The 25,270-nt window shown below is 70.6% G+C and carries 22 protein-coding genes; 10 read left to right on the top strand and 12 right to left on the bottom strand.

The annotated features are described in order from the left end of the window. Positions 1-89: 89 nt before the first annotated feature. Positions 90-2,618: a TonB-dependent receptor plug domain-containing protein gene (locus tag ACO2Q3_RS06400; protein ID WP_423305728.1), complete on the bottom strand. Its 2,529-nt coding sequence runs from the start codon at positions 2,616-2,618 to the stop codon at positions 90-92. A 621-nt stretch (positions 2,619-3,239) separates the two neighbouring features. Then, a complete protein-coding gene (locus tag ACO2Q3_RS06395; protein WP_423305727.1) occupies positions 3,240-5,282 on the bottom strand; it encodes an NAD(+) synthase in 2,043 nt (680 codons plus the stop codon). Between the two features lie 237 nt (positions 5,283-5,519). Here ACO2Q3_RS06395 and ACO2Q3_RS06390 point away from each other — a divergent pair, with 237 nt between their 5' ends. The 6 genes from ACO2Q3_RS06390 to ACO2Q3_RS06365 all read left to right on the top strand — a co-directional run bounded on the left by ACO2Q3_RS06390 (position 5,520) and on the right by ACO2Q3_RS06365 (position 12,923). Then, positions 5,520-7,787, top strand: a complete 2,268-nt coding sequence (locus ACO2Q3_RS06390) for a transferrin receptor-like dimerization domain-containing protein (protein ID WP_423305726.1) — start codon at positions 5,520-5,522, stop codon at positions 7,785-7,787. An 81-nt stretch (positions 7,788-7,868) separates the two neighbouring features. After that, positions 7,869-9,299, top strand: coding sequence for a pyruvate kinase (gene pyk, locus ACO2Q3_RS06385; protein WP_423305725.1), 1,431 nt, complete (start codon positions 7,869-7,871; stop codon positions 9,297-9,299). 117 nt (positions 9,300-9,416) lie between these two features. Continuing rightward, on the top strand, positions 9,417-10,532 hold the full coding sequence (locus tag ACO2Q3_RS06380; RefSeq protein ID WP_423305724.1) for an ABC transporter permease: 1,116 nt from the start codon (positions 9,417-9,419) through the stop codon (positions 10,530-10,532). Next, positions 10,529-11,356, top strand: coding sequence for an ABC transporter ATP-binding protein (locus tag ACO2Q3_RS06375; RefSeq protein WP_423305723.1), 828 nt, complete (start codon positions 10,529-10,531; stop codon positions 11,354-11,356). Before ACO2Q3_RS06380 ends, ACO2Q3_RS06375 begins: the two co-directional genes overlap by 4 nt. Next, a complete protein-coding gene (locus ACO2Q3_RS06370) occupies positions 11,356-12,300 on the top strand; it encodes an MlaD family protein (RefSeq protein WP_423305722.1) in 945 nt (314 codons plus the stop codon). Before ACO2Q3_RS06375 ends, ACO2Q3_RS06370 begins: the two co-directional genes overlap by 1 nt. Positions 12,301-12,305: 5 nt before the next feature. After that, entirely contained in the window at positions 12,306-12,923 is a 618-nt protein-coding gene (locus ACO2Q3_RS06365) for an ABC-type transport auxiliary lipoprotein family protein (protein ID WP_423306914.1), read from the top strand. Positions 12,924-12,940: 17 nt separating this feature from the next. Here the strand turns inward: ACO2Q3_RS06365 and ACO2Q3_RS06360 are convergent, their stop codons facing one another. The 3 genes from ACO2Q3_RS06360 to folD form a co-directional block, all read right to left on the bottom strand. Further along, on the bottom strand, positions 12,941-13,573 hold the full coding sequence (locus ACO2Q3_RS06360) for a glutathione S-transferase family protein (protein WP_423305721.1): 633 nt from the start codon (positions 13,571-13,573) through the stop codon (positions 12,941-12,943). Positions 13,574-13,695: 122 nt separating this feature from the next. Further along, complete coding sequence (locus tag ACO2Q3_RS06355) at positions 13,696-13,833, bottom strand: hypothetical protein (RefSeq protein WP_423305720.1); 138 nt, start codon at positions 13,831-13,833, stop codon at positions 13,696-13,698. Between the two features lie 68 nt (positions 13,834-13,901). After that, positions 13,902-14,831, bottom strand: a complete 930-nt coding sequence (gene folD, locus ACO2Q3_RS06350) for a bifunctional methylenetetrahydrofolate dehydrogenase/methenyltetrahydrofolate cyclohydrolase FolD (protein WP_423305719.1) — start codon at positions 14,829-14,831, stop codon at positions 13,902-13,904. A 102-nt stretch (positions 14,832-14,933) separates the two neighbouring features. On the opposite strand from folD, the gene crtY reads away from it, so the two are divergent. The 3 genes from crtY to ACO2Q3_RS06335 are packed head-to-tail and all read left to right on the top strand — an operon-like array spanning position 14,934 to position 18,555. After that, the gene (gene crtY, locus ACO2Q3_RS06345) at positions 14,934-16,118 is read left to right on the top strand and encodes a lycopene beta-cyclase CrtY (protein WP_423305718.1); all 1,185 of its coding nucleotides are present in this window, start codon (positions 14,934-14,936) and stop codon (positions 16,116-16,118) included. Next, positions 16,115-17,620 (top strand): phytoene desaturase, encoded by a 1,506-nt coding sequence (locus ACO2Q3_RS06340; protein WP_423305717.1) that lies wholly within the window; start codon positions 16,115-16,117, stop codon positions 17,618-17,620. Before crtY ends, ACO2Q3_RS06340 begins: the two co-directional genes overlap by 4 nt. Continuing rightward, on the top strand, positions 17,617-18,555 hold the full coding sequence (locus tag ACO2Q3_RS06335) for a phytoene/squalene synthase family protein (protein WP_423305716.1): 939 nt from the start codon (positions 17,617-17,619) through the stop codon (positions 18,553-18,555). Before ACO2Q3_RS06340 ends, ACO2Q3_RS06335 begins: the two co-directional genes overlap by 4 nt. Here ACO2Q3_RS06335 and ACO2Q3_RS06330 read toward each other — a convergent pair. From ACO2Q3_RS06330 to ACO2Q3_RS06305, 6 genes are all read right to left on the bottom strand, one after another. After that, positions 18,521-19,042 carry a sterol desaturase family protein gene (locus ACO2Q3_RS06330; RefSeq protein WP_423305715.1) on the bottom strand — a complete coding sequence of 174 codons (522 nt, stop codon included), beginning with the start codon at positions 19,040-19,042 and terminating at the stop codon, positions 18,521-18,523. The two genes, ACO2Q3_RS06335 and ACO2Q3_RS06330, sit on opposite strands and share 35 nt — an antisense overlap. Before the next feature lie 5 nt (positions 19,043-19,047). Next, entirely contained in the window at positions 19,048-20,253 is a 1,206-nt protein-coding gene (locus ACO2Q3_RS06325; protein ID WP_423305714.1) for an ABC transporter permease, read from the bottom strand. Then, positions 20,250-21,200, bottom strand: coding sequence for an ABC transporter ATP-binding protein (locus tag ACO2Q3_RS06320; RefSeq protein WP_423305713.1), 951 nt, complete (start codon positions 21,198-21,200; stop codon positions 20,250-20,252). Before ACO2Q3_RS06320 ends, ACO2Q3_RS06325 begins: the two co-directional genes overlap by 4 nt. Further along, the gene (locus ACO2Q3_RS06315) at positions 21,197-22,045 is read right to left on the bottom strand and encodes a polyprenyl synthetase family protein (protein ID WP_423305712.1); all 849 of its coding nucleotides are present in this window, start codon (positions 22,043-22,045) and stop codon (positions 21,197-21,199) included. Before ACO2Q3_RS06315 ends, ACO2Q3_RS06320 begins: the two co-directional genes overlap by 4 nt. A 519-nt stretch (positions 22,046-22,564) precedes the next feature. Then, the gene (locus ACO2Q3_RS06310) at positions 22,565-23,587 is read right to left on the bottom strand and encodes a S1/P1 Nuclease (protein WP_423305711.1); all 1,023 of its coding nucleotides are present in this window, start codon (positions 23,585-23,587) and stop codon (positions 22,565-22,567) included. Then, positions 23,584-24,180 (bottom strand): glutathione S-transferase family protein, encoded by a 597-nt coding sequence (locus tag ACO2Q3_RS06305; RefSeq protein WP_423305710.1) that lies wholly within the window; start codon positions 24,178-24,180, stop codon positions 23,584-23,586. Before ACO2Q3_RS06305 ends, ACO2Q3_RS06310 begins: the two co-directional genes overlap by 4 nt. An 84-nt stretch (positions 24,181-24,264) precedes the next feature. Between ACO2Q3_RS06305 and ACO2Q3_RS06300 the strand changes: the two genes are divergently transcribed. Continuing rightward, positions 24,265-24,804: a 3D domain-containing protein gene (locus ACO2Q3_RS06300; protein WP_423305709.1), complete on the top strand. Its 540-nt coding sequence runs from the start codon at positions 24,265-24,267 to the stop codon at positions 24,802-24,804. Positions 24,805-24,822: 18 nt separating this feature from the next. On the opposite strand, the gene ACO2Q3_RS06295 is transcribed toward ACO2Q3_RS06300, so the two are convergent. After that, positions 24,823-25,218 (bottom strand): YccF domain-containing protein, encoded by a 396-nt coding sequence (locus tag ACO2Q3_RS06295; protein WP_423305708.1) that lies wholly within the window; start codon positions 25,216-25,218, stop codon positions 24,823-24,825. Between the last annotated feature and the right edge of the window lie 52 nt (positions 25,219-25,270).

The following is a 25,270-nucleotide window of genomic DNA, read 5'->3' as shown; positions in this document are numbered from 1 at the left end:
AGCATCTCCAATACCGAGACGGCCGCCCCCGCTCCGGAAGCGACCGTCCCGCTACGTCACTAGCACTGGCGGGGCGTCGGCCCCAGCCGTCAGAAGGTGTAGGTCACCCGTCCGTAGTAGTAGCCGCCGTTGATGCCGAACGGTGAGAAGCCCACCGGCGCATTGTAGACGTTGGCGCCGTCGGCCGGGCGCACGCCGCCCGAGCCGTCCGGAATGTTGGGCGTCGTGGGCGGCTTCTGGTTGAACAGGTTGTTGGCCCCCACGTCGATCTTCAGCTGGTCGTTGATCTTGAAGCCGACGTCGAGATCGGTGATCCCGGTCGTGCCGATCCGCTCCCAGACGCCGTTGTTGCCGGTGCCGTCGGTGCTGACGATCTCGGCGCTGGGGCCGTAGATGTTCTCCCGCAGGTTCACGCTCCAGCGGTGGTAGGACCAGTAGGCCCCGAGCACGACCTTGGTCTTCGGCGCGGCGGTGGTCAGCAGGCTGAGCGCCGTCGGTCCGAGGAGGGTCGTCTGGCCAAAGGCCGGCGCGCTGACGATGGCCGGCAGGGCGAACTGCTTGGTGACGGCGGTCGAGTTGTAGTTGAAGGCCACCGACCAGTCGACGTGACCGAAGTCGCCGAAGTCGGAAGCATAGGTGGCGGTCAGCTCGACCCCGCGGGTGCGGGTGTTGGCGCCGTTGGTGAACACGCTGATGCCGACGTAGCTGACGCCCGGGTCGAGCACGTTGCCGTGCGCGGCGATGGCGTTCAGCACCCCCTGCGACACCGTCGTGGTGCCCACCAGCCCCAGCAGGGTGCCGGTGGCGACGATCCGGTCCTTGATGCTGATCTGGTAGAGGTCCAGCGTCACCTGCATGTTGCTGATCGGGTGGGCGACGAAGCCGACGCTGTAGTTGGTGGATTCCTCGGGCTTCAGCGGCGAGAACCCGGCCAGGGCCGCGGCGGGCGAGTTGGCCGGCAGCTGCACCACGGCGAAGGTCGGCGCCACGTTGGTGGCCGAATAGTATTCCTCGGCCAGGGTCGGGGCGCGGAAGCCGTTGGCGATGGTGCCGCGGATGGCGAACATCGGGTTGAAGTCGTAGCGCGCGGTCAGCTTGCCGACGGCGGTGGCGCCGAAGTCGCTGTAGTGCTCGACCCGCCCGGCCAGGTCGACGTGCAGGCCCTTCACCACGTCGGCGGCCAGATCGATGTAGCCCGCGTAGTTGGTGCGCGTGTGGGCGCCGGCGTCGGTCAGCTGGAAGCCGGGGAACGACTGGCCGCCTTCCTTGTAGATCGACAGCGGATCGCCGGCGCCGATCTGGTACTTGCTCCAGCGGCCTTCGGCCCCGAACGCCACGTTCAGTGGCGAGGCCAGGCCCACCGCGAAGTCCCGCGAGACGTCGAGGTTGGTGGTCCACTCCGAGCTGGTGAAGGAGCCGTCGTAGAAGTTGGTCGGCGTCACGCCGGTGTCGGCGTAGAGCGAGGCGTTGGCGGTGTCGACGGTCGAGATGCGGTCCTTGTCGTGGCCGTAGGTGGTGGCCAGATCCCAGGCCCAGCCGGCCAGCTTGCCCTTGGCGCCGCCGGTGACGGCGAAGTCGTCCTCCACCAGGGCCTCGCGCGGGTCGAACCCGTTCGGGAACGGATAGGTGGTCACCAGCCCCACGGTGCGCGAGACCTTGCTGGGCACGCGGTAGTTTTCATACGACGAGGCGGTCCGGTGGCTGTAGCTGCCGTAGCTGTAGAGCTGGATGTCGTCGGTGATGTCGTAGCCGGCGTTGTAGAAGCCGTTGTACACCGTCGACTGGGCGTCGCCGTTGATCAGGTTGATGTTCGGGAACTGCGCGGCGTGGGGCACGCCGGCCGCGTCGGTGGCGTTGTCGCTGGACTTCAGCGAGCCGTCCAGGTTCTGCACCCGCCGGTCGGCGCCGCCGCGGTGGCTGAAGTCATGGAAGCGGACTTCGCCGGTCAGGCTCATGAAGCCCTTGGAGGTGAGCGGCAGGCCGAGGTTGAACGAGCCCGCGCCGGTGGTGCCGTCGCCGGCGTAGTACTGGCCGCCGGTGCCGGTCAGCACGCCGCCGTGGTCCTTGTCCTTCAGGATGATGTTGATCACGCCGGCGATGGCGTCGGTGCCGTACTGGGCGGCCGCGCCGTCCTGCAGCACTTCGATGTGGTCGATGGCGCTGACCGGGATCAGGCTGAGGTCGGCGGTCGCCGCGCCCTGGAAGTTGCTGGGGTCGACGTGCAGGTTGCCGGTGGGATGTCGGCGCTTGCCGTTGATCAGCACCAGGGTGTCGTTGGGGTTGAGGCCGCGCAGCGCGGCGGCCAGGGTCAGATTGGCGGTGTCGCCGCCGGTGGCCTCCGCGTTGAACGACGGCAGGTTCTGGGCCAGCGCCTGGATCACGTCCGGCTGGCCGACGTGCGCCAGCGCCGTGCCGCCGACCACCTGGATCGGCGCGGCGCTGTCCTCGGCCTTGACGCCGGTCTGGCGGGTGCCGGTGACGATCAGTTCGCCGACGGTGGAGCTGTCGGTCGCGGCCGCGGCGGCGTCCGCGGCCTGGGCCGCGTTGGAGGCCAGGGCCGCGCCAAGCGCGAGCGCGCTGGCCCCCAGCAGTTTCGACTTCCCGAACTGTGACTTCATTGTCCAGATCCCCTTCTTGATTAAGTGGACCCGTCCCGGCGCCGCCTCCCGCCCCCGGCAAAGGGGGCCCCAACCAAGGCCCCCGCGCCGCCGTGTGAACGTCACCCCCTGCCGGCGGCCGTTCCGCCGCATTCAAGTATCCGACCACACGATGGCGCGCTGAGAGTCACAGACCCTCCGCGTCGCCAAAAGCAGAGGAAGAGTTTCCCCTGTCTTTTGCGATAACATCGCAATTTCATTGAGTCCTAGCGTGCAATCCGGTCATCGATCCGGGAAGTGATATTTCACCACCGCGACGCAAATCCCGGCCCGTCCGGTTTGTTTGCTTTACGAACGCGCAAATCCGATTGTCATGATTAGTTTATAGACGACATCGCCGCTTGGCCACTGACGCAGATCGACCAAACGCGCCCGGCCGGCGGCCGGGGCCGACGGTCCGCAAAGGGCGCAGAGGGCATGGCCTCTGTCCCGACTAGGCTTGTCCGGCCGACCGCGCGTCGCCAAGACCGCCAGGGGCCCGTCGGCCGCCATCGCCCAGGAAGGCGGCGCCTGCGGAGCTTGTGGTCAAGTCGTGGGCGCCCGACTGCGAAACGATTGGGCGCGAGCGGACCGCAACGGCCGTCAGGCGACCGGGACGCGCCGCTCCAGCTCGTCCAGCCACACCCGCGCCACGCTGTCCGACGGCGCGCGCCAGTCGCCCCGCGGCGACAGGGCGCCGGCCGAGGAGATCTTCGGGCCGTTCGGCAGCGCCGAGCGCTTGAACTGGCTGGTCTCGAAGAAGCGCCTGAGGAACACCACCATCCAGCGCCGGATCTCGGCGAGGTCGTAGGCCTTGCGCTCACCAACGTCCGCCGGCCAGTCGCCACGGTCGGCGTCGCCCCAGGCGTTCAGCGCCAGGAAGGCGATCTTCGACGGGCGGAAGCCGTAGCGGGCCACGTGGTGCAGGGTGAAGTCGTGCAGGGCGTAGGGCCCGATCAGCGATTCGGTGGACTGGATGGCGCCGCTGGCGTCGGCGGGCACCAGCTCGGGCGAGATCTCGGTATCCAGCACCGCCAGCAGCACCTGCGCGGTCGCCGCGTCGACGTCGCCGGAGCGGGCGACGAAGCGGATCAAGTGCTGGATCAGGGTCTTGGAGACGCCGGCGTTGACGTTGTAGTGGCTCATCTGGTCGCCGACGCCGTAGGTGCACCAGCCCAGCGCCAGCTCCGACAGGTCGCCGGTGCCCACGACGATGCCGCCGTTGTGGTTGGCCAGGCGGAACAGGTAGTCGGTGCGCAGGCCCGCCTGCACGTTCTCGAAGGTCACGTCGTACACCGGCTTGCCGCCGGAGAACGGGTGACCCAGGTCGTGCAGCATGCGCTCGGCGGCGGGGCGGATGTCGATCTCGGCGGCGGTGGCCCCGATCGCCTTCATCAGCTTCCAGGCGTTCGACTTGGTGCCTTCCGACGTGGCGAAGCCCGGCAGGGTGTAGGCCAGCACGTTGGCGCGCGGCAGCCCCAGCTTGTCCATCGCCCGGGCGGCGACGATCAGGGCGTGGGTGGAGTCGAGGCCGCCCGAGACGCCGATCACCGCGAACTTAGAGTGTGACGCCTGCAGCCGCTTGGCCAGGCCCTCGACCTGGATGTTGTAGGCCTCGTAGCAGTCCTCGCGCAGCCGCGCCGGGTCGGAGGGCACGAACGGAAAGCGCTCCAGCCGCCGCTCCAGGGGCACGGTCTCGGCCGGGGCGTCGAGCACGAAGTCCTGCCAGCGGAAGGCGGCGACCTGGCCGGCCAGGTGCTGGGCGTTGTCGCCGAAGGTGTTGGCGCGCATGCGATCCTGGCGGATGCGGTCCAGGTCGACGTCGGCATAGGTTACAAGGTCGCCGACGAACCGCTCGGATTCCGCCAGCAGCTGGCCGCACTCGAACACGCCGGTCTGGCCATCCCAGGCCAGATCCGTGGTGGATTCGCCGGGACCGGCGGCGGTGTAGACATAGGCCGAGAAGGTGCGGTCCGACTGGCTGGCGCACAGCCGCTTGCGGGTCTCGGCCTTGCCGATGGTGATGTTGCTGGCCGAGAGGTTCACCAGCACCTCGGCGCCCGCCAGGGCGCCGGCGCTGGACGGCGGGACCGGGACCCAGATGTCCTCGCAGATCTCGATGTGGAAGGTGAACGGCGTACTGCCGGTGGAGCGGAAGATCTGGTCGACGCCGAACGGCGCGGTCTGGCCGGCCACGTCGATCGCCTGCCCGGTCACCGCCGCGCCGGCGGTGAAGTGCCGGCGTTCGTAGAACTCGCGATAGTTCGGCAGGTAGGCCTTGGGCACCACGCCCAGGATCCGCCCGGCATGGATCGCCACGGCGCAGTTGTAGAGCCGCCCGCGATGGCGCAGCGGGGCGCCGACGATGACCACCGGCCACAGGGCGCGGGACGCTTCAGCCAACTCGCCGATCGCCGCCTCGACTTCGTCCAGCAGGGCGTCCTGCAGCAGCAGATCGTCGATGGCGTAGGCCGACAGACCCAGTTCCGGGAACACCACCAGCGCGGCGTGACGGGCATGCGCCTGCCGGGCCAGCTTCAGGGTCTCGGCGAGATTGGACCTCGGATCGGCGACCACCACCTTGGGCGCGGCCGCCGCCACGCGCAGGAAGCCGTGGCTGTAGAGCGAGTGGAAATCATAGGTCACGTGTCGAATCCCGCTCCGCCGCCCCGCGCCGCCGGGTCTCTAGTGGCCCGACCGGCGCCGCCTCGCCACCTTAGTCTCATCTTGAGCAAAAGTCATGCCCGTGGCGTATCTAGGCGCTTTGCCCGGCCGGCGCCAGGGGGCGGCGCCGGCTCGCCGAACACGGATCACCTGCCGCCCCTTGACCTCAAAGGCGCGCGGGCCTTGGCTGCGGCCAGTTCCGTGAGGGGAGATTCACGCATGAGGTCGTTGAAGTGCGCGCTGCTGGGCGGCGCGATGAGCCTTGCCGTGTTCGGCGTGGCCGGCGCGGAGGGCCAGCCGCTGCTGGGATTCACGCCCCAGGGGTCGGACGCCGAACGCGCCCTGGAGGCCAGGTTCGACTCCAGCCTCTCCGCCGACGCCATGCGCGCGCGCCTGCAGCAGATGGCGGCCGAGCCGAACCACGTGGGTTCGCCGCACGACAGGGCCAATGCCGAGTTCGAGCTGGCCCAGTTCAAGGCCTGGGGCTGGGACGCACGCATCGAAGAGTTCAGCGTGCTGTATCCGACGCCGAAGGCCGAGAGCCTCGAGCTGCTGGGCGATGCGCCGTACAAGGCCGTGCTCACCGAGCCGCCGGTCCCGGGCGACGTCACCTCGACCCATACCGACGGCGCCCTGCCCGCCTGGGTGGCCTACGGCGGCGACGGCGACGTCACCGCGCCGCTGGTCTACGTCAACTACGGCATGCCCGACGACTACAAGGCGCTCGCCCGCATGGGCGTGGACGTGAAGGGCAAGATCGTCATCGTGCGCTACGGCGCCGGCTGGCGGGGTCTGAAGCCCAAGCTGGCGCAGGAACACGGCGCGGTCGGCTGCATCATCTATTCCGACCCGGCCGACGATGGCTACGGCCCCGGCGATCCCTATCCCAAGGGCGCCTGGCGCAACGAGAACGGCATCCAGCGCGGCTCGGTGCTGGACATGCCGGTGCGCGCCGGCGATCCGCTCACGCCCGACGTCGGCGCCACCAAGGACGCCAAGCGCATCGCGCTGGCGGACGCCAGCACCATCCTGAAGATCCCCACCCTGCCGATCTCCTATGGCCAGGCGCAGCACTTCCTGGCCGCGCTGGACGGCCCGGTGGCGCCCAAGGGCTGGCGGGGCGCCCTGCCCCTCACCTACCACGTCGGGCCCGGCGCCAAGGTCCACATGGTGGTGCAGGCCGACTGGAGCCAGAAGCCGCTCTACGACGTGATCGCGGTGATGAAGGGCTCCGAGCGGCCGGACGAATGGGTGGTGCGCGGCAACCACCGCGACGGCTGGGTCTACGGCGCCGAGGACCCGCTGTCCGGCCAGATCGCGCTGATGGACGAGGCCAAGTCTCTCGGCGCCCTGGCCAAGACCGGCTGGCGGCCCAAGCGCACCATCGTCTACGCCAGCTGGGACGGCGAGGAGCCTGGCCTGCTGGGGTCCACCGAATGGGCCGAGCAGCATGCCGCCGAGCTGCAGGCCAAGGCGGTGCTGTACATCAACTCCGACGGCAACGGCCGCGGCTTCCTGGGCGCCGAAGCGAGCTATTCCCTGCGCGCCCTGCTGGACCAGGCGGCGGCCGACGTGAAGGACCCGGAGACCGGCGTCAGCGTTCGCGACCGCGCCCTGGCCGCGATGAGCGTGCGCGCCGCGGAGGCCGGCGCCGGGGAAGAGGAGAAGAAGCGGGCCAAGGAGGCGTCCAGCGGCGTGCTGCCGATCGGCGACCTGGGCTCGGGCTCGGACTACACGCCGTTCGTGCAGCACCTGGGCCTGGCTTCGATCAATCTGGGCTTCGGCGGCGAAGGCTCGTCCGGCGGCGTCTACCACTCGGCCTACGACACCTTCGAACACTACGACCGCTTCGGCGATCCTGGCTTCCACTATGGCGTGGCCCTGGCCCAGACCACCGGCCGGCTGGTGCTGCGCACCGCCGACGCCGACATCGACCCGCTGCGCTTCGGCAACCTGGCCGACACCATCGGCGGCCAGGTCGAGGAGCTGAAGACGCTGACCCGCACCCTGCGCGAGCGTTCGGCGGCGGTGGACAAGCTGCTGGACGGCCGCGCCTACGGCCTGGCCGCGGACCCGACGCTCACTTCCGCGCCGCCCGAGCGTGAGGACGTCGTGCCGGAGATCGACTTCAAGGCGCTGGACGCGGCCGCCCAGCGGCTGAAGGCCAGCGCCAGCGCCTATGACCAGGCCGCCGCCGCGGCGGGCGCGCTGAAGCCCGACCGGCGCAACCAGGTCAACGCCCTGCTGCAGGGCGTCGAGCAGAGCCTGACCGACGCCCGCGGCCTGCCCGGCCGGCCGTGGTACCGGCACCTGATCTACGCCCCGGGCCTGCTGACCGGCTACGGCTCCAAGACCCTGCCGGGGGTGCGCGAGGCCCTCGAATCCCGGCGCTGGAGCGAGGCCGGCGAGTTCGTCGGCCGCACCGCCGCGGTGCTGCAGGCGGCCAGCGACCGGCTCGACAAGGCGACGGCCCTGCTGAAGGGATAGGCCTTATGTGGCCGGCGGGCCTCGCGCTTGCCGGCCGACGCCTCTAAGTTAGGGGCCGGCTTCAGGCGAATCCCGGCCCCCATGATCCGAAATCGACGCACGCGTATTGTCGCCACCCTGGGGCCCGCCAGCCGCGCCCCCGACATGGTGCGCACCCTCGCCCAGGCCGGCGTCGACGTGTTCCGGCTGAACTTCAGCCACGGGACGCACGACGACCACCAGGCGGCGCTGAACGCCGTGCGCGCGGCCGAGGCGCACGTCGGCCGGCCGCTGGCCGCGCTCGCCGACCTGCAGGGACCCAAGTTCCGCCTGGGCGCCTTCGCCAAGGGCAGGATCGCCATCGCCCCGGGCCAGGCCATCCGCCTCGACGGCGACGCCGCGCCCGGCGACGGCCGCCGGGCGCCCCTGCCGCATCCGGAAGTGCTGAAGGTGCTGCGCCGGGGCATGGAGGTGGTGCTCGACGACGGCAAGGTGCGCCTGCGGGTCACCGACGTCGCCGACGGCCACGTGGACACCGAGGTGGTGTGCGGCGACGCCCTGTCCGACCGCAAGGGCGTCTCGGTCCCCGGCGCGACGATCCCGGTGCCGGCGCTCACCGCCAAGGACCGCAAGGACCTGGACTTCGCCCTGCGCATCGGCGTCGACTGGATCGCCCTGTCGTTCGTGCAGCACGCCGGCGACGTGGCCGAGCTGCGGCGGCTGGTGAACGGCCGGGCGCAGATCCTCTCGAAGATCGAGAAGCCCGCCGCCATCGAACACCTGGAGGCGATCCTCGACGTCTCCGACGGCCTGATGGTGGCCCGCGGCGACCTCGGGGTGGAGATGGCCACCGAGGAGGTGCCGGTGGCGCAGAAGACCATCGTCCGCGCCGCCCGCCGCCGCGGCGCCCCGGTGATCATCGCCACCCAGATGCTGGAATCGATGACCGCCAGCCCCTCGCCCACCCGGGCCGAGGCCTCCGACGTGGCCAACGGGGTCTATGAGGGCGCCGACGCCCTGATGCTGTCGGCCGAAAGCGCCAGCGGGGCCTATCCACGCGAGGCCGTGACGGTGATGGACGCCATCATCCGCCGGGTCGAGGCCGATCCCAACTGGCCCAGCCTGATGCGCGCCGAGCATGGGGCGGACGCCGACGAGGACGTGGACGCCCTGATCGCCGCGGCCACCCGCGCGGCCCAGGCCCGCTCCACCGCCTGCCTCGTGGCCTATACCACCACCGGCTCGACCGCCCGGCGCGTGGCCCGCGAGCGGCCGATCCTGCCGGTGCTGGCCATCGCCCCGAACGAGAAGGTGGCGCGCCAGCTGGGCCTCGTCTGGGGCCTGGAGCCCCGGGTCGCGACGCAGCCTCGCGGCATCGCCGCCATGACCGACGAGGCGGCGCACATGGCCGCCGAGCTGGGCCTCGCGGCCGCCGGCGCGCGGGTGCTGATCATCGCCGGGCCGCCGATGGGGGCGCCGGGCGCGGCCAATCTGCTGCGCATCGCCCACGCGCCGCGCACCCGCGGGAGCTGAACAAGCCGTGCCGCGTTCCTGCTAGGCGTTTGGGAAACCTCTGTTAGGTTTCGCAGCGACTGGGGGCCGACTCGTTGAGGGGCGGCGCGGATTGGGGTGCGCGCGTCAAGCGCCGAAATGAACGAGCCTGCCGACTTCGACCTGAAGAGCACCGACAGCGGATCCGTCGCCACCCTGGTGGGCGACTGGACGGCCGTGCGCATGGGCGAAGCCAACGAGCGGCTGACCGAGGTTCTGCGCGGCACCCGGCAGATCACCGTCGATCTTTCCGGCGTGGGGCGTCTGGACACTTCGGGCGCCTACGGCGTGCTGCAGGCGATGGCGGTGGCCACGGAGCAGGGCCAGGTGATCGCGCGGCCGGAGGTGCAGCGGCTGATCGACCTGGTCGGCGCCGCCATCAAGGCCGAACCCACCCCGACCACCAGGCGGCGGCCGTTCTACGAGCTGTTCGAACGGATCGGCAAAGGGGTGGTCAACCTCGGCCTCGACGTGTTCGACCTGTTCGTCTTCAACGGGCACCTGCTGGTGGCCGTGGGTCGGGCGATCGCCGCGCCGCGCCGGATCCGCTGGGCGCCGGTGTTCTCCCTGGCCGAGCGCGCCGGGCTGGACGCCTTGCCGATCGTCGCCACCACCACCTTCTTCATCGGCGCCGTGGTCGGCCTGCTGGGCGCGGACATGCTGACCACCTTCGGCGCCCAGGTGTTCGCCGTCGACCTGGTGGGCATCGCGGTGCTGCGCGAATTCAACATCCTGATCACCGCCCTGCTGCTGGCCGGGCGCTCGGCCTCGGCCTTCGCCGCCGAGATCGGCGCGATGAAGATGAAGCAGGAGATCGACGCCATGCAGGTGCTGGGTGTCGACCCGTTCGACGCCCTGGTGTTCCCGCGGTTCCTGGCGCTGCTGGTGACCATCCCGCTGCTGACCTTCGTGGCCACCCTCGCCGGCCTGGTGGGCGGGCTGGTGGTGGTCTGGTCGCAGCTCGACATCGGCCCGACCATGTTCCTCAGCCGTCTGCTCGAGCATGTCGGCGCCAAGCACTTCTGGGTCGGCATGTCGAAGGCGCCCGTGCTGGCCGTGGTGATCGCGGCGATCGGCTGCCGCCAGGGCATGGAGGTGGGCGGCGACGTGGAGTCCCTGGGCCGGCGCGTCACCGCCTCGGTGGTGCACGCCATCTTCGCCACCATCCTGATCGATGCGGTCTTCGCCCTGATCTACATGAAGCTGCACATATGAGCATCGCGCCCGAAGCCCTGCTGGACCCCAACGCGCCGCCGATCGAGGTGCGCGGACTGGTGTCGCGCTTTGGCGACCATGTCATCCACGACAACCTCGACCTGACCATCACCCGCGGCGACGTGGTCGGCGTGGTCGGCGGGTCCGGCACCGGCAAGTCGGTGCTGCTCAACACCATCATCGGCCTCAAGCAGCCCGAAGCCGGCTCGGTGAAGATCTTCGGCCAGGACATCCGCTACGCCCGCCGCCGCCAGTGGACCGCGATCGAGCGGCGCTGGGGCGTACTGTTCCAGCAGGGCGCCCTGTGGTCGAACCTGACGGTCAAGGAGAACGTCTGCGCGCCGCTGTTCGAGCACACCGACATGGGCCGCAAGGAAATCGGCGAGCTGGCCGACCTGAAGATCGCCCTGGTGGGCCTGCCGCCCGGCGCCGGGGCGCTCAAGCCCTCGGAGCTGTCGGGCGGGATGATCAAGCGCGCCGGCCTGGCCCGCGCCCTCGCCCTCGACCCCGAGCTGCTGTTCCTGGACGAGCCGACCTCGGGCCTCGACCCGATCAGTTCGGCCGCGTTCGACACGCTGATCGAGGACCTTTCCGACAGCCTGGACCTGACGGTGTTCATGATCACCCACGACCTCGACAGCCTCTACGCCATCACCGACAAGGTCGCCGTGCTGGCCGACAAGCGCGTGGTCGCCGTGGCGCCGGTGCACGAACTGGAACAATCCGACCATCCCTGGATCCGCGAGTATTTCCTGGGACCACGGGGACGCGCCTCGGCCGGGGCGCGCTCCGCTGAGGCCCAGGCTCACGGGGGAGCAAGCTGATGGAGCGCAACGCCAACTACTTCCTGGTGGGCGTCGTCTCGACGATCCTGCTGGTGGCGACGATCGTGTTCGTGGTCTGGCTGGCGCAGTTCAACCTGCACCAGAAGTTCGACACCTACATCATCTCGTTCAAGGGCCCCGTCCGGGGCATCTCCAACGGCGGCGAGGTGCACTTCAACGGCATCAAGGTGGGCGAGATCTCGCGCATCGCCCTGGACGCGCACGACCCGACCATGGTCGACGCCGAGATCAAGGTGACCTCCGACGTGCCGATCCGGCAGGACTCGGTGGCCATGCTGGAGCCGCAGGGGATCACCGGCGTGAACTACGTGCAGATCGGCGCGGGCACCCCGTCGAAGCCGCTGCTGCGCGACCTGCCGCCGCCGCCGGGGTTCAAGTACCCGGTGATCCAGAGCCAGCGGGACGCCTTCTCGGACCTGCTGTCGGGCGGCAGCGCCGTGGTGGCCAAGGCCGTCGAGAGCCTGAACCGGGTCAACCGCGTGCTCTCGGACGACAACATCAAGACCTTCTCGGCCACCCTGAGCGACGTCCAGGCCGTCACCGCGGAACTGCGCGCGCGCAAACAGATCATCGCCGACGCCGACAAGGCGCTGCAGAGCGCCGACCAGGCGGCGCAGCAGATCAAGACCCTGGCCCACTCCAGCCAGGTGCTGGTGGAGGGCGACGGCACGCGCTCGGTGCGCAAGCTGGGCGATGCGGCCGAGCAGATCGAGGCCGCGGCCAAGGACGTCCGCACGCTGCTGGGCCAGCTGCAGGGTCCGACCGGCGACTTCGCCAAGACCGGCCTGCCGCAGATCCAGTCCGCCGTGACCAGCCTGCAGCAGGCCACCGAGCACCTCGACCAGGTGATCGACGAGCTGCAGCAGAGCCCGCAAGGGCTGGTCAGCAAGCCCCCGTCCAAGGAAGTCGAGGTGAAGCCGTGAGCAAGATGAAGTCGCTCGGCCGCGCGGCGAGCCTCGCCGCCGCCGCCCTGGCCCTGTCGGCCTGTGTCTCCGTGTTCCCCAAGCAGGCGCCGGCGACCATGTTCCGCTTCGGCGTCACCACCCCGCCGCCCGCGCCGGCGGGCGGCGGCCAGCCGTTCGGTGTGATCAGGGCCGTCACCAGCTTCGACCGCGCGGCGGCCAGCGAGCGGATCCTGACGGTCGACGGCCCCGAGGCGGCCTACATCAAGGGCTCGCGCTGGGTCAGCGGGGCCAGCGTGCTGTTCGACGAGGCGGTCACGCGGGCCTTCGACGGCTCCGGTGGCCCGGCGCGCCTGATCGGGCGCGGCGAGGTGGTGCGGGCGGACTATGTGCTCAAGCTCGACGTGCGCAGCTTCGAGGCCCGCTACGACCACGGCGCCAAGGCCGCGCCCACCGTCGTCGTGGTGCTGCACGCCGACCTCGACCGGGTCAACGACCGCGCCGCCGTCGGCAGCCGCACCTTCACCGCCGAGGTTCCCGCCGGCGACAATCGCGTCAGCGCCATCGCCGCCGCCTTCGACCAGGCGGTGACCAAGGTGCTGGGCGACCTGGTGCTCTGGGTCGACGCCCGCGGCCAGGGCTGACGCGCAATCGCTGCCGTTCAGGTGAGCATCGGCGCCATCTGCGGGTCGGCCTTGGCCATTGCCCGCTGGTAGGCCGGGCGGGCGCCAATGCGCTGCAGATAGGCCAGGATGTTGGGATAGGGCGACAGATCGCGCGGCGCGAAGGCGCGCATGGTGGTCAGGTTGAACACCATGATGATGTCGGCCGCCGTGAAGTCGTCGCCGGCGAAGTACGGCGCCTCGCCCAGCCGCGCCTCGGTCAGCTCCCAGGTGCGCTCGCCGCGGGCGCGCATGAACTTTCCGCGCGGACTGTCGTCGTCCCTGGCCTGGGCGGCGGGCCCCTGGGCCGGCAGGAACGAGGCGTTGGCGAAATGCAGCCAGAACAGATAGTCGGCGAAGTTCGCCGCCGTGGGCGGAACCGACAGCCGGCCGTCGCCGTAGCGGCCCAGGATGTATTCGATGATCGCCCCGCTCTCGGGCAGCACCACGTCGCCGTCGGTGATGATCGGCGCGGTGCCCAGCGGATGCAGCGCCTTGTAGTCCGGCGGCCCCATGCCGCGGCCGGGCGGCACGCGGTCATAGCGCTTCAGGTCGTACGCGAGGCCCAGTTCCTCGCAGAGCCAGACGATGCGCTCGGACTGCGAGACGCCGAGGTGGTGCACGGTGAGCATGGGCCGATCCTGGAGCTGCTGATCCTGCCGACAGCTTGCGCCGGCGCCGTACGGTCAGCCTAACGAAAACGGCGCCCGCTCCGCAGGGATCGGGCGCCGCTCGTCATGCTAAATGGGTGACCTCAGCCGACCCAGCGGCACACGCGGTGATGGTGGCGCACGGTGCAGACCTTGTGCGGATGGTGATGGTGCGGACGGGCGGACGCCGCGCCGGCCGTCAGCAGCGACAGGGCGAGCGCGGTGGCGAAGAGAGCTTTCACGGGAACGTCTCCAGGGTTGGGCGCGGGGGCGCCGCGATGAACCGCGCCAGCCGTGGAGTTCGTTCGTTTCAGCCGGATTTCAGCGCGTCTGCGTAGATTCCCTCAATCCGCGACGCCGCGGTGATGGTGTTGCGCAGCAGACAGGCCACGGTCATCAGGCCGACGCCCCCCGGCACCGGGGTGATCCAGCCGGCCACCTTGCTGGCCGGCTTGAAGTCGACGTCGCCCACCACCTTGGTCTTGCCGGCCGCCGCCTTGACCGGATCTCGGAACGGCACGCGGTTGATGCCCACGTCGATCACCGCGGCGCCCGGCTTGATCCAGTCGGCCTTGACCATCTGCGGCCGGCCGACCGCCGCCACCAGGATGTCGGCCTGGCGGCAGACCGCCGGCAGGTCGCGGGTCTTCGAATGGGCGATGGTCACGGTGCAGCTGTCGTTGAGCAGCAGCTGGGCCATCGGCCGGCCCACCAGCACCGAGCGGCCGATCACCACCGCGTTCAGGCCGGACAGGTCGCCCAGGGTCTCGCGCAGCATCAGGATGCAGCCCAGCGGCGTGCAGGGGATCAGGTTCGGCCGTCCGCTGCCCAGCAGGCCGGCGTTGATCGGGTGCAGGCCGTCCACGTCCTTGCGCGGGTCGATCGCCGCGATCACCGCCTGTTCGTCCAGCCCCCTGGGCAGCGGCATCTGCACCAGGATGCCGTGGATCTTCGGATCGGCGTTGAGGGTGTGCACGAGGGCGATCAGCTGATCCTGCGGCGTCGACGCCGGCAGCAGGTGGGTCACCGAATGGAAGCCGGCCTCGCGGCTCTTCTCGCCCTTGGAGTTGACGTAGATCTGGCTGGCCGGATCGTCGCCCACCAGCACCACCGCCAGGCCCGGCGTCACCCCGTGGTCGGCCTTCAGCCGGCCGGCGTCGGCCGCCGCCTCCAGCCGCACCCGCTCGGCCGCCGCCTTGAAATCGATGATCCTCGCCTCGCCGCCGTGCGATTCGGTCATGGATGGCTCCGCCGTGTGTGGATGGCCCTCGCCTAAAGCTTTGAAGCGCCGCGCGCAATCGGGGCTGGTCCATCGCCGGCCCGCGCGTGCTAGAGCGGGCGCATGACCACCGCGCCGATCCGCGCCGACGTCGTCCTGGCGGGCGGCGGCCTCGCCAACAGCCTGATCGCCATGCGCCTGAAGGCGACCCGCCCGGAACTGCGCGTGATCCTGCTGGAGCGCGAGACCAGCCTGGGCGGCCAGCATACCTGGTGCCACTTCGCCAGCGACGTTTCCCCGGCGATCGGCGCCTGGCTGCGCCCGCTATTCGTCGCCGAATGGGCGGACGGCTACGACATCCGCTTCCCCGCCCACCGCCGCAGCCTGTCGACCGTCTATCGCGCGATCAGTTCCGAGCGGCTGCACGAGGTCGTGGCGCCGATCATGGGCGAAGACGCCTGGTTGGGCGTCGACATCGCCGAGGTCGGCCCCGAGCGGGTGCGCCTGGCCGACGGCCGGGTTCTCGAGGCGCCGCTGGTGATCGATGGCCGGGGCCCCCGCCGCAGCACGCGGCTGGCGCTGGGCTGGCAGAAGTTCATCGGCCGCGAGGTGCGGCTGGCCTCGCCGCACGGCCTGACCCGGCCGATCGTGATGGACGCCACGGTGCCGCAGCTGGACGGCTACCGGTTCCTCTATGTTCTGCCGCTGTCGCCCGACCGGCTGCTGATCGAGGACACCCGCTACAGCGACGGCCCGGCCCTGGATCACGCCGCCATCGGCCAGGAGATCGACGCCTACGCCGCCGCGAACGGCTGGCCGGTGGCCGAGCTGATCCGGCAGGAGGACGGGGTGCTGCCGATCGCCCTGGCCGGCGACATCGACGCCTACTGGGCCGAGGCCACGCCCGGCGTGCCCGAGGTGGGCCTGCGCAGCGCCCTCTTCCAGCCGACCACCGGCTATGCCCTTCCCGACGCCGCCCGCATGGCCGAGGCGATCGCCGCCGCGCCGCAACTGACCAGCGCGGTGATCCGGGAGCTCACCCAGTCCGTATCGAAGGCGGCCTGGACCCGTCGAGGCTACTACAGGCTGCTGAATCGCATGATGTTCCGCGCCTGCGAACCGAACCAGCGCTACCGGGTCCTGGAGCGCTTCTACCGCCTGCCGCAGCCGCTGATCGAGCGGTTCTACGCCGGCGACGCCACACTGGGGGACAAGATCCGTATTCTGACCGGCAAACCGCCCGTACCCGTCAGCCGCGCCATGGCCTGCCTGACCGAACAGTCCGCCTTCGCCGGAGTCGCCGCATGACCGAGACCTCCGCCAAGAAGATCGCCGTCGTCGGCGCCGGGTTCGGCGGCCTGGCCCTGGCCATCCGCCTGCAGTCGGGCGGATGCGACGTCACCCTGATCGAGGGCCGCGACAAGCCGGGCGGCCGCGCCTACGTCTACCGCGACCAGGGCTTCACCTTCGACGCCGGCCCGACGGTGATCACCGACCCCGACTGCATCGAGGAGCTGTTCGCCCTCTCCGGCCGCAAGTCGTCCGACTATGTGACCCTGCTGCCGGTGGCGCCCTTCTACCGGCTGTGCTGGGAAGACGGCGACGTGTTCGACTACGTCAACGACCAGGCGGAGCTCGACGCGCAGATCGCCCGGAAAAATCCCGCCGACGTCGCCGGTTACAAGCGCTTCCTGAAGTACTCCGAGGAGCTCTACCAGGAAGGCTACATCAAGCTTGGCCACGTGCCGTTCCAACAGGTGGGCTCGATGCTGGCCTCGGCCCCGCAGTTGATCAAGCTGGAGGCCTACCGCAGCGTCTACGACAAGGTCTGCGGCTTCGTGAAGGACGACCACCTGCGCCAGGCGCTGTCGTTCCACACCCTGCTGGTGGGCGGCAGCCCGTTCGCGGCGTCGTCGATCTACGCCCTGATCCACGCCCTGGAGCGGCGCGGCGGGGTGTGGTTCGCCAAGGGCGGGACCAACGCCCTGGTCAGCGGCCTGGCCAGGCTGTTCCAGGACCTCGGGGGGACGCTGCGCCTGTCCGATCCGGTGCAGGAGATCCGCACCGAGCGCGGTCGCGCCAGCGGCGTGGTGCATGCGGACGGGAGCTTCGAGGCGTTCGACGCCGTCGCCTCCAACGCCGACGTCATGCACACCTACGCCAGCCTGCTGAAGAACGACCCGCGCGGCCGCTCGGTGGGCAAGGCCCTGAAGCGCAAGCGGTTCAGCCCCTCGCTGTTCGTGCTGCACTTCGGCCTCAACCAGCCGCAGCCGCACCTGCGCCACCACACCATCTGCTTCGGGCCGCGCTACCGGGGCCTGATCGACGAGATCTACGGCAAGAACGCCCTGGCCGACGACTTCTCGCTCTACCTGCACTCGCCCTGCGCCACCGACCCCGACCTGGCCCCGCCGGGCTGCTCGGCGCACTATGCGCTGTCGCCCGTGCCGCACCTGGGCACGGCGGACATCGACTGGGCGGTCGAGGGGCCGCGCTACCGCGACCGCATCCTCGACTACCTCGAGGCGCACTACATCCCGCACCTGCGCGACAACCTTGTCACCACGCGGATCTTCACGCCGAAGGACTTCGAGACCGAGCTGAACGCCTGGCAGGGCTCGGCCTTCTCGCTGGAGCCGGTGCTGACCCAGAGCGCCTGGTTCCGCACGCACAATCGCGACGACGTGATCCCCAACCTGTACTTTGTCGGCGCCGGGACCCATCCGGGCGCAGGGGTGCCTGGCGTGATCGGCTCGGCCAAGGCCACCAGCGGCCTGATGCTGTCCGACCTGCTGGGAGGCGCCGCGTGACGGATCTCAGCCTCGAACAGTCCAGCCGCGAGACCATCCAGAAGGGCTCGAAAAGCTTCGCCGCGGCCGCGGCCCTGTTCGACGCCCAGACCCGCGCCGACGCCGAGATGCTCTACGCCTGGTGCCGCTACTGCGACGACGTGGTGGACGGCCAGGACCTGGGCCACGGCATGACCGTGCTGGCCCCGGAGGAGTCCCAGCGGCGGCTGGAGAGCCTCTACGCCAAGACCCGCGCCGCCCTGGCCGGCCAGCCGGTCGACGACCCCGAGTTCGCCGCCTTCCAGAAGGTGGCCCAGCGCCGCCAGATCCCCGAGCGCTACGCCATCGACCTGATCGACGGCTTCGCCATGGACGTGGCCGCACGCCAGTACCGGACGATCGAGGACACCCTGGACTACTGCTACCACGTGGCCGGCGTGGTCGGGGTGATGATGGCCCTGGTGATGGGGGTCAAGCCGGGCGACCTGGCCACCCTGCGCCGGGCGCAGGACCTGGGGCTGGCCTTCCAGCTGACCAACATCTCCCGCGACGTGGTCGAGGACGCGCAGAACGACCGCGTGTACCTGCCCTCGGCCTGGCTGGCGGAAGCGGGGCTGAAGGACGATCCGGCGACGGTGCGCGATCCGGCCAACCGCGCGGCGGTATTCAAGGTCACGGCGCGGCTGCTGGAGCGCGCAGAGCCCTACTACGCCTCGGCGGTGGCCGGCCTGCCCTCCCTGCCCTTCCGCTGCGCCTGGGCGATCGGCGCGGCGCGCGGCGTCTACCGCCAGATCGGCGTGGAAGTCGGCCGCCTGGGCGCGAAGGCGTGGGACGAACGGGTCTCCACCAGCACAGCGCAAAAGGTGGGCTTCGCGATCGAAGGGATGGTCATGGCCCTGGGCTCGCGCCTGGCCGGACGGCCTAGCCCGCGGCCGGACCTGTGGACGAAGATCTGAGTTCGCCGCCCTGGCCCTGGGCCTCCAGCTCGGCCAGCTGAGCCTTCAGGTCGCGCACCGGTTGGGCGATCAGGAAGCCGAACGAGACGCAGCCGTGCTTGGTGCCCACCGCGTGGTGGATGCGGTGCGCCTGGATCAGCCGCTTCCAGAACTTCGAGCGGCCGTTCATCGGCACCGGATAGCGCCGGTGCACCAGCCCGTCGTGGAACATGAAGTACACCGCCCCGTAGGCGGTGATCCCCAGGCCGATCGGCAGCAGCAGCGGCAGCCCGTGCACGCCGAGATAGATGCAGGCGATCGCCGGCGCCGCGAACACCACGGCGAACAGGTCGTTCAGCTCGAACACCCCGGTGCGCGGCTCATGATGCGACTTGTGCCAGACCCAGCCGAAGCCATGCATGACGTACTTGTGGGTGAACCAGGCGAAGCCTTCCATGAACACGAAGGCGGCCAGGAACAGGGCGATGTCGAGGGCGAGGGTCAGCATGATGTCTAGCGGCGGGCATAACGGGTGGTGATCTGGGCCACCATGAGGCCGATCGCCCCGGTGAGTCCGAGCACCAGCCACGCCTTATAGAGGGTGTCGGGTCCCTCGTCTCGCCACAGCACCGCCTGGTAAGCATCGATCACCCAGGCGTGAGGGGTAGCCCAGCCCACCGCCTGCAACCACGGCGGCATCAGGAAGCGCGGCACCATGCTGCCGCCGATCGCGGCCAGCACCAGGATCACGAAGGTCGACAGCATCTGCGCCTGGTCGCGCGTGCGGCACACCGACACCAGGCCCAGCGCCAGACCGCCCGAGCAGACCGACACTGCCGCGGTGGTCACGCACCACAGCGGCAGGTGCGCCAGCAGCGGCGTGCCGTAGACGAGTGTGGCAGTCAGGAAGATGGCGCCGGCCTGCACGGCCGCCTGCAGCCCCAGGAACAGGAACTTGCCGGTGACCACCGGCCCCATGCCCGCGCGGCCGGCCATGATCCGGTCGGCGATCCCGGAGCGGCGTTCGTCGATCAGGCTCAGCGCCCCGTGCATGGCCGAGAACAGGGCGAACAGCACGGTCACGGCCCCGGCGTAGTAGACGATCGTGCCGCCGCCCTTCTTCGCGCCGGCGACGTCCTCGCGGGCGAACATGCTCTGTTGGGCGTCGGTGGGCTTGCCCTGGGCGGCGTCGTCCCGCGCCTCCTTCTGCGCCATCTTCAGTGTGTCCTGCTGCTCGGCGGTCAGGTCGCCCAGCGCCGGGCCGATGTCGCGCACCGTGCGCGCCAGCAGCACGTCCGGCATGGCCCTGGCCATCACCTGCTGGGTGCGCGCCTGCACCAGCGGCGCGGCCACCTGGCGGGTCTGATCGGCCAGGATCACGATCGGCGAGCCCTCCGCGCCCGGGTCGGCGCGGATCACCAGGCCGGCGTCGGCCTGGCTGGAGCGCACCTGGCGGCGCACCTCGGCGTAGGTCTGCGGCGTGACCGGCTCGGCGCGCAGGCTCGGATCGGCGGTCAGGGCCGCCAGCAGCCGCCGCGAGCCCTCGGTATGGGCGGCGTCGGCCACGGCGATGCGCAGCTTGATGTTCTCGCCCGTGGTGCCGGAAAACACCGCCGAGAAGATGAGGAACACCAGCGGCGGCAGGAAGAAGGCCATCACCAGGGCCCCGCGGTCGCGCCACAGCTCCAGGGCCATGACGCGGAACATGGCCAGCGTCATGCCGCCCGCCTGTCTTCCGAGATCAGGGAGAACAGGTTCTGCAGCGACGGCTGGCGCACGCGGATTTCCCGGGCCGGCAGGCCGACCGCCTTCAGCGCCTTGTCCAGCCGCGCGGCGGCGGCATAGCCGTCGTCCGCCAGGCACGTCCACACGTCGGTCGCCCGGCCCCGTTCCAGGCCCAGCGCGCGCACCCGCTCCTCCTCGTGTGCGGCCAGGTCGGCGGCCACCACCACCAGAACCTCGACGTGCTCGCCGAAGGCGTCGGCGATCAGCGCGGCGGGCTCGCCCTCGAGCACCTTGCGCCCCTCGCTGAGGAAGCCGACCCGGGTGGCCAGCCCCCCGGCCTGCTCCAGGTCGTGGGTGATCAGCAGCACCGCCACGCCCTGTTCGGCCAGGGCGCGGATCACCGCGTCCACCGCCTCGCGGGCGTTGATGTCCACGCCCACGGTGGGCTCGTCCAGGATCAGCAGCCGCGGATGGTGCAGCACGGCGGCGGCGATGTTCACCCGCCGCTGGTAGCCGCCCGAGAGATGCCGCACCGGCACGTGCGCCCGGTCGGCGGTGCGGGTCACGGCCATCGCCGCCTCGACCGCCGGGGCCACCTCGGCGCGCTTCAGGCCGGACAGGCTGGCGAAGACTTCCAGGTTCTCGCGCACGGTCAGGTGCGCATAGAGCGCCAGCTCCTGGGGCGCCAGGCCCAGGCAGGCGCGCACGGCGGGTTCGGCCTGCGGATCGCCGCCAGCCAGCCGCACCCGGCCGCCGCTGGGCTTCAGCCGGCCACAGATGGCGCGGATCAGGGTGGTCTTGCCGGCCCCGTTCGGGCCCAGCAGGGCGTAGATCTCGCCGGCGCGGATGGTCAGGTCGACGCCGCGCAGCACCGGTGTCCCGCCGTAGGCGTGGACCACCTGTTCGACTTGTAGAATCGGGACCTGAGGGTCGGGCGTCACGCCGCCGCCTTGCGCCCCATGAACAGGCTGCGGGCGAAGCGTCCCAGGCGGCCGTCACAGCCGGCGCGCACAAGCGCCGCCTCGGCCTCGTCCAGGTGGCCTTCCATGGCCGCCGCCGCCTTGCGCGCGCCGACCGCGGAGACCCAGGTGGTCATCGCCGCATCCTTGCCGGTGTCCTTGCCGGCGAGTTCCGTGGAGTCCTCGGCGTCGATCAGGTCGTCACGGATCTGGAACGCCAGGCCCAGGCGGCGGGCGAACTCGCCGATCTCGGCGCAGGCGGCCGGCGAAGCGCCGCCGATCAGCGCGCCCGACTCGGCCGCGGCGATCATCAGCACGCCGGTCTTCTGGTGGTTCAGGGCGTCGATCTCTTCAGGCGTGCGCTGGCGGTCGCGGTCCTGCAGGTCCAGGGCCTGGCCGGCGACGAGACCGTGGAAGCCGACGGCCTGCGCCAGGGCGCCGCTGATCTGGGCGCGCAGGGCAAGCGGCAGGGCCTCGGCCCCCGCGATCGAGGCAAACGCCTGGTTCAGGAGGCCGACGGAGGCCAGGATCGCCTGCGCCTCGCCGAATTCGCGGTGGGTGGTCGGCCGGCCCCGGCGCATCCGCGCGTCATCCATCGACGGCAGATCGTCCAGGATCAGCGAGGCGGCGTGCACCATCTCCATGGCGCAGGCGACGTCCATCGCCTTGCCCGGAGGGGCCCCGAACGCCTCGGCGCACAACAGCGTAAGCATCGGCCGGAAGCGTTTACCGGGCGCCAGCAGGGCATAGAAGGTCGCCCCGTTGAGACTCGTGGGCTCGCGACTCGGCGAGGGGATCAACTCCGCAAGCCGGCGATCGATACTCACACGCAGAGCTTCTACGCTCTGGAGAAAAACGGCGTTGTCGTCCATCGCCCCCGATCCGCCGCGGCGGGCCTGCGCCCGCGACTCCTTGGGCCATTTGAAGGGCTTGGGAGCCAAGGTCAACTCTAAGCGTGGCGCGCCGCCTTGCCGCAGTCGCGGTTTGCGCGTCGCCGGACGGCCCGGGCAGGCCCTGCGCCCCCTGCGCAAAGCACAGCCTACGGAGCAAACAGGCGCTGCCGCGACGCCCCTTGCGACCGACCGGCGGCCTGCCGGCGCCAAGGGCGCCAAAACCCCATGCCACAAGGCCCTGGCCCGTCCCGCGCCGCTCGCGGCGGCGACGGCGCCCTGCCCCAGGGCCTGTCGCCGCAGGCGGCCGGCGGCCCGGCCGCGCCGCGCCGTGGGAGCCCTGCCGGGCCCCGGCCGCGCGGGCTCGAAGCCCCCGGGGCGGGCCGGAATATGATCAACATTTGATCAGGGCCGGGCCGGTCGCCGCCCCCGGCGGAGCGTCCGGCGCCGTCCGGGCTAGTCCACGCCGAACATCGATTCGTAGGGATCGACCTTGCCGGCCTCAATGTCGCTGACCTTGTACGCGGGCTTCCAGCCCACCTCGCCCTGCTCGCTGGCGCGCCACGCCATCACGATCAGGTCGCGCAGCTCGTCCGCGCCCGCGGCCAGCCGCTGAGTGGCGAAGGCGGCTCCGCGCGGATCGCCGGCCGACAGGCCGCCGGCCTTCTGCAGGTCGTAGAGAGGAATGGCCTGGGCGCCGGTGGTGGCCAAGTAGTCCGCCGTCCGCGCCTCGATGGCGCACTCGCAGTCCTTCACCGGCGCCATCTTCGCGCGCACGGCCTCCAGGGTGACCGAACGATGCACCAACTCGCCCTCGAACGGGGCGTGGATGTGGTCCTGGGTGTAGTTGTTGGGGTTCGGGAACGGCCCCCAGCCGTTGTAGTGGATCGACACGTGCAGCGGCTGGCTGCCGTCGCCGACATAGTGCGCCAGAACGCCGATGTCGCGCAGCAGCAGCTCGCGACGCTCGGCGGCGTCGGTGACGAACCAGGCCTTGTGCTCGGCGCTGGTCGCGGGGGAGGTCGCCGCGCTCTCGTCGGCGCGGAGATAGGTGAAATCCTTGGCGATCTGCTGCCAGCCCTCGATGATCGAATAGGGCAGATAGCCGGCCTTCCAGCTGTCGCCGCCGGCGGCGCGAAGGGAGGTCTCGTACTCGCCGCGGGTCGGCGGCAGGGCCGACAGCGGCGGCCCGCCGACGATCTTGCCGGCGTCGTCCAGGCTGGTGAAGTGGCCGGGATCCAGGTCGCTGTCGTGCGTCTTGCCGGCGTTCTTCCAGCGGTCGGGCTCGCGCGCCAGCTCGCCGACCTTGGCCACCGAGACCGGGCTGCGCAGGAAGGCCGGAACCTCGTCCGGCAGGCCCAGCATCGCCGCCTGCCCCACCAGCCGGTGGCCGGAGGCGCCCCAGGCGAGGGCCTGACCGGCGATGGCGGTGGCGACCGCCAGGGCCAGGAGGCCGGCGACGCGAGACGACTGGCTCATGCGGGATCCTTGATCGGCAGGGCGGCCTCCACCCGCGCCACCCAGGCCTGGGTGGCCGGGTAGTCGGCCAGGTTGAAGCCGCCGTCATGAGCCATCCGCGTGTAGGCGACAAGGGCGATGTCGGCCAGGGTCAGGGCGTTGCCGACCAGGAACGGCGAGACCGCCAGAGCGGCCTCCAGGCGGGCCAGGGCGGCCGCGCCGCGCTCGACGATGCGAGGCTCCAGCTCGGACACCGGCCTGCCCAGGTACTTCACCTGGAAGCGGGCCACGGCGACATAGGGCTCATGGCTGTACTGTTCCCAGAACAGCCATTCGAACATCCGCGCGCGGTCGTACGGGTCGGCCGGGATCAGCGCCGAGCCCTCCGCCAGGTGGACGATGATGGCGTTCGACTGGGCCAGCGCGCGGCCGTCGCCCAGGATGACCATCGGCACCTGGCCCGCAGGGTTTCGCGCGAGGAATTCGGGCGTACGGCTCTCGCCCTTGAGAATATCCACCTCCACCCACGTGAACGGCAGGTTCAGGCGCTCGGCCGTCCACTTCACCTTCAGGCAGTTGCCTGAAATCGAGTCACCAAAGATCGTCAGGGACATATCGCCGCCTCCGGGTTGCCACGCTGGACCGTCGTCTGTACGACTCGCGGCGCACCGTCATCGAGAAACAACAGGGCTACGCTGATGAAGCGCCTCCTGGCATGCCTCGCTGCGCTGACCGTGGGCCTTGCGGCCTCGGGCGCCCAAGCGGATTCCCCCAACGCCCCGAATCCCGCCGCGCCGGCCAAGCCGGCGCTGACCAGCGGGATGATCACCGACTTCACCGACCCGCTCGGGGATCTGGTCCAGCAGGCGCTCCGCACCGCGGCGCCGATGATGGACTTCTTCAAGCTGAAGGCGACCCTGTACCACAGCGGCGGCGGCATCCGCGGCTTCGACTCGCTGGGCTGCAAGGTGGTGCCGATGCGCACGGCCGCCGTCGACGGGGTGGCGGTGCCGCGGCACACGGTGCTGTTCATCAAGGAGACCGTCGGCATGCCGATGCCCGACGGCAGCAAGCACGACGGCTACTGGTACGCCTCCGACGTGGGCGGCGCGATCCACCAGGGCCGCATCGACCTGTTCACCGGCTCCGGGGCGCATTCCATGCAGCCCCTGCTGCCGCTGAACCTCGCCACCCTGACCGTGGCCAAGGTGGGCAAGTTCGTCGGTTGCCCGAAATAGCGGCTTGCCGCCTGCCGGTCAGACCGGCACGACTTCCTTGCCGATCGGCGCCAGGGCGATCATCGCCAGCTTGACGTGCTGGATGGCGAACGGGATGCCGATGATGCTGACGAACAGGGTCACGGCCAGCACCAGGTGGCCCAGCGCGATGTACCAGCCGGCCAGCACGAACCAGATCACGTTCAGCACGAACCCCAGCGGACCGGTGCCCAGGTCTCCGCGGCCGGTGATCCACTGACGGTCCACGACCTGCCGGCCGAACGGGGCGAAGCTGAAGCCGGCGATGCGCCAGGCCGCGCCCGCCCACGGCAGGCCGACGATGGTGATGGCCAGCAGCAGGCCCCCGAACAGCCAGGCCAGGCCCGCCAGGAAGCCCCCGAAGATGAACCAGAGGATGTTGAGGATCAGCGACATGGCCCGACGAACTCCGTTCCGTGGCGACTAGATACGTCGCCGCCGGCCGGTG

Source organism: Caulobacter sp. KR2-114, from assembly GCF_049446115.1.
Lineage (GTDB): Bacteria > Pseudomonadota > Alphaproteobacteria > Caulobacterales > Caulobacteraceae > Acaudatibacter.
Note: the sequence above shows the minus strand (reverse complement) of the source record. Positions and strands in the feature narration are given on the sequence as shown.

Bases quoted from the DNA above. Each gene is read 5' to 3' on its own strand.
- ACO2Q3_RS06295 (WP_423305708.1), bottom strand. From the start codon at position 25,218: ATGTCGCTGATCCTCAACATCCTCTGGTTCATCTTCGGGGGCTTCCTG.
- ACO2Q3_RS06300 (WP_423305709.1), top strand. From the start codon at position 24,265: ATGAAGCGCCTCCTGGCATGCCTCGCTGCGCTGACCGTGGGCCTTGCG.
- pyk (WP_423305725.1), top strand. From the start codon at position 7,869: ATGATCCGAAATCGACGCACGCGTATTGTCGCCACCCTGGGGCCCGCC.
- ACO2Q3_RS06340 (WP_423305717.1), top strand. From the start codon at position 16,115: ATGACCGAGACCTCCGCCAAGAAGATCGCCGTCGTCGGCGCCGGGTTC.
- ACO2Q3_RS06380 (WP_423305724.1), top strand. From the start codon at position 9,417: ATGAACGAGCCTGCCGACTTCGACCTGAAGAGCACCGACAGCGGATCC.
- ACO2Q3_RS06325 (WP_423305714.1), bottom strand. From the start codon at position 20,253: ATGACGCTGGCCATGTTCCGCGTCATGGCCCTGGAGCTGTGGCGCGAC.
- folD (WP_423305719.1), bottom strand. From the start codon at position 14,831: ATGACCGAATCGCACGGCGGCGAGGCGAGGATCATCGATTTCAAGGCG.
- ACO2Q3_RS06370 (WP_423305722.1), top strand. From the start codon at position 11,356: ATGGAGCGCAACGCCAACTACTTCCTGGTGGGCGTCGTCTCGACGATC.
- ACO2Q3_RS06390 (WP_423305726.1), top strand. From the start codon at position 5,520: ATGAGGTCGTTGAAGTGCGCGCTGCTGGGCGGCGCGATGAGCCTTGCC.
- ACO2Q3_RS06330 (WP_423305715.1), bottom strand. From the start codon at position 19,042: ATGCTGACCCTCGCCCTCGACATCGCCCTGTTCCTGGCCGCCTTCGTG.
- ACO2Q3_RS06400 (WP_423305728.1), bottom strand. From the start codon at position 2,618: ATGAAGTCACAGTTCGGGAAGTCGAAACTGCTGGGGGCCAGCGCGCTC.
- ACO2Q3_RS06360 (WP_423305721.1), bottom strand. From the start codon at position 13,573: ATGCTCACCGTGCACCACCTCGGCGTCTCGCAGTCCGAGCGCATCGTC.
- ACO2Q3_RS06305 (WP_423305710.1), bottom strand. From the start codon at position 24,180: ATGTCCCTGACGATCTTTGGTGACTCGATTTCAGGCAACTGCCTGAAG.
- ACO2Q3_RS06310 (WP_423305711.1), bottom strand. From the start codon at position 23,587: ATGAGCCAGTCGTCTCGCGTCGCCGGCCTCCTGGCCCTGGCGGTCGCC.
- ACO2Q3_RS06375 (WP_423305723.1), top strand. From the start codon at position 10,529: ATGAGCATCGCGCCCGAAGCCCTGCTGGACCCCAACGCGCCGCCGATC.
- ACO2Q3_RS06365 (WP_423306914.1), top strand. From the start codon at position 12,306: ATGAAGTCGCTCGGCCGCGCGGCGAGCCTCGCCGCCGCCGCCCTGGCC.
- crtY (WP_423305718.1), top strand. From the start codon at position 14,934: ATGACCACCGCGCCGATCCGCGCCGACGTCGTCCTGGCGGGCGGCGGC.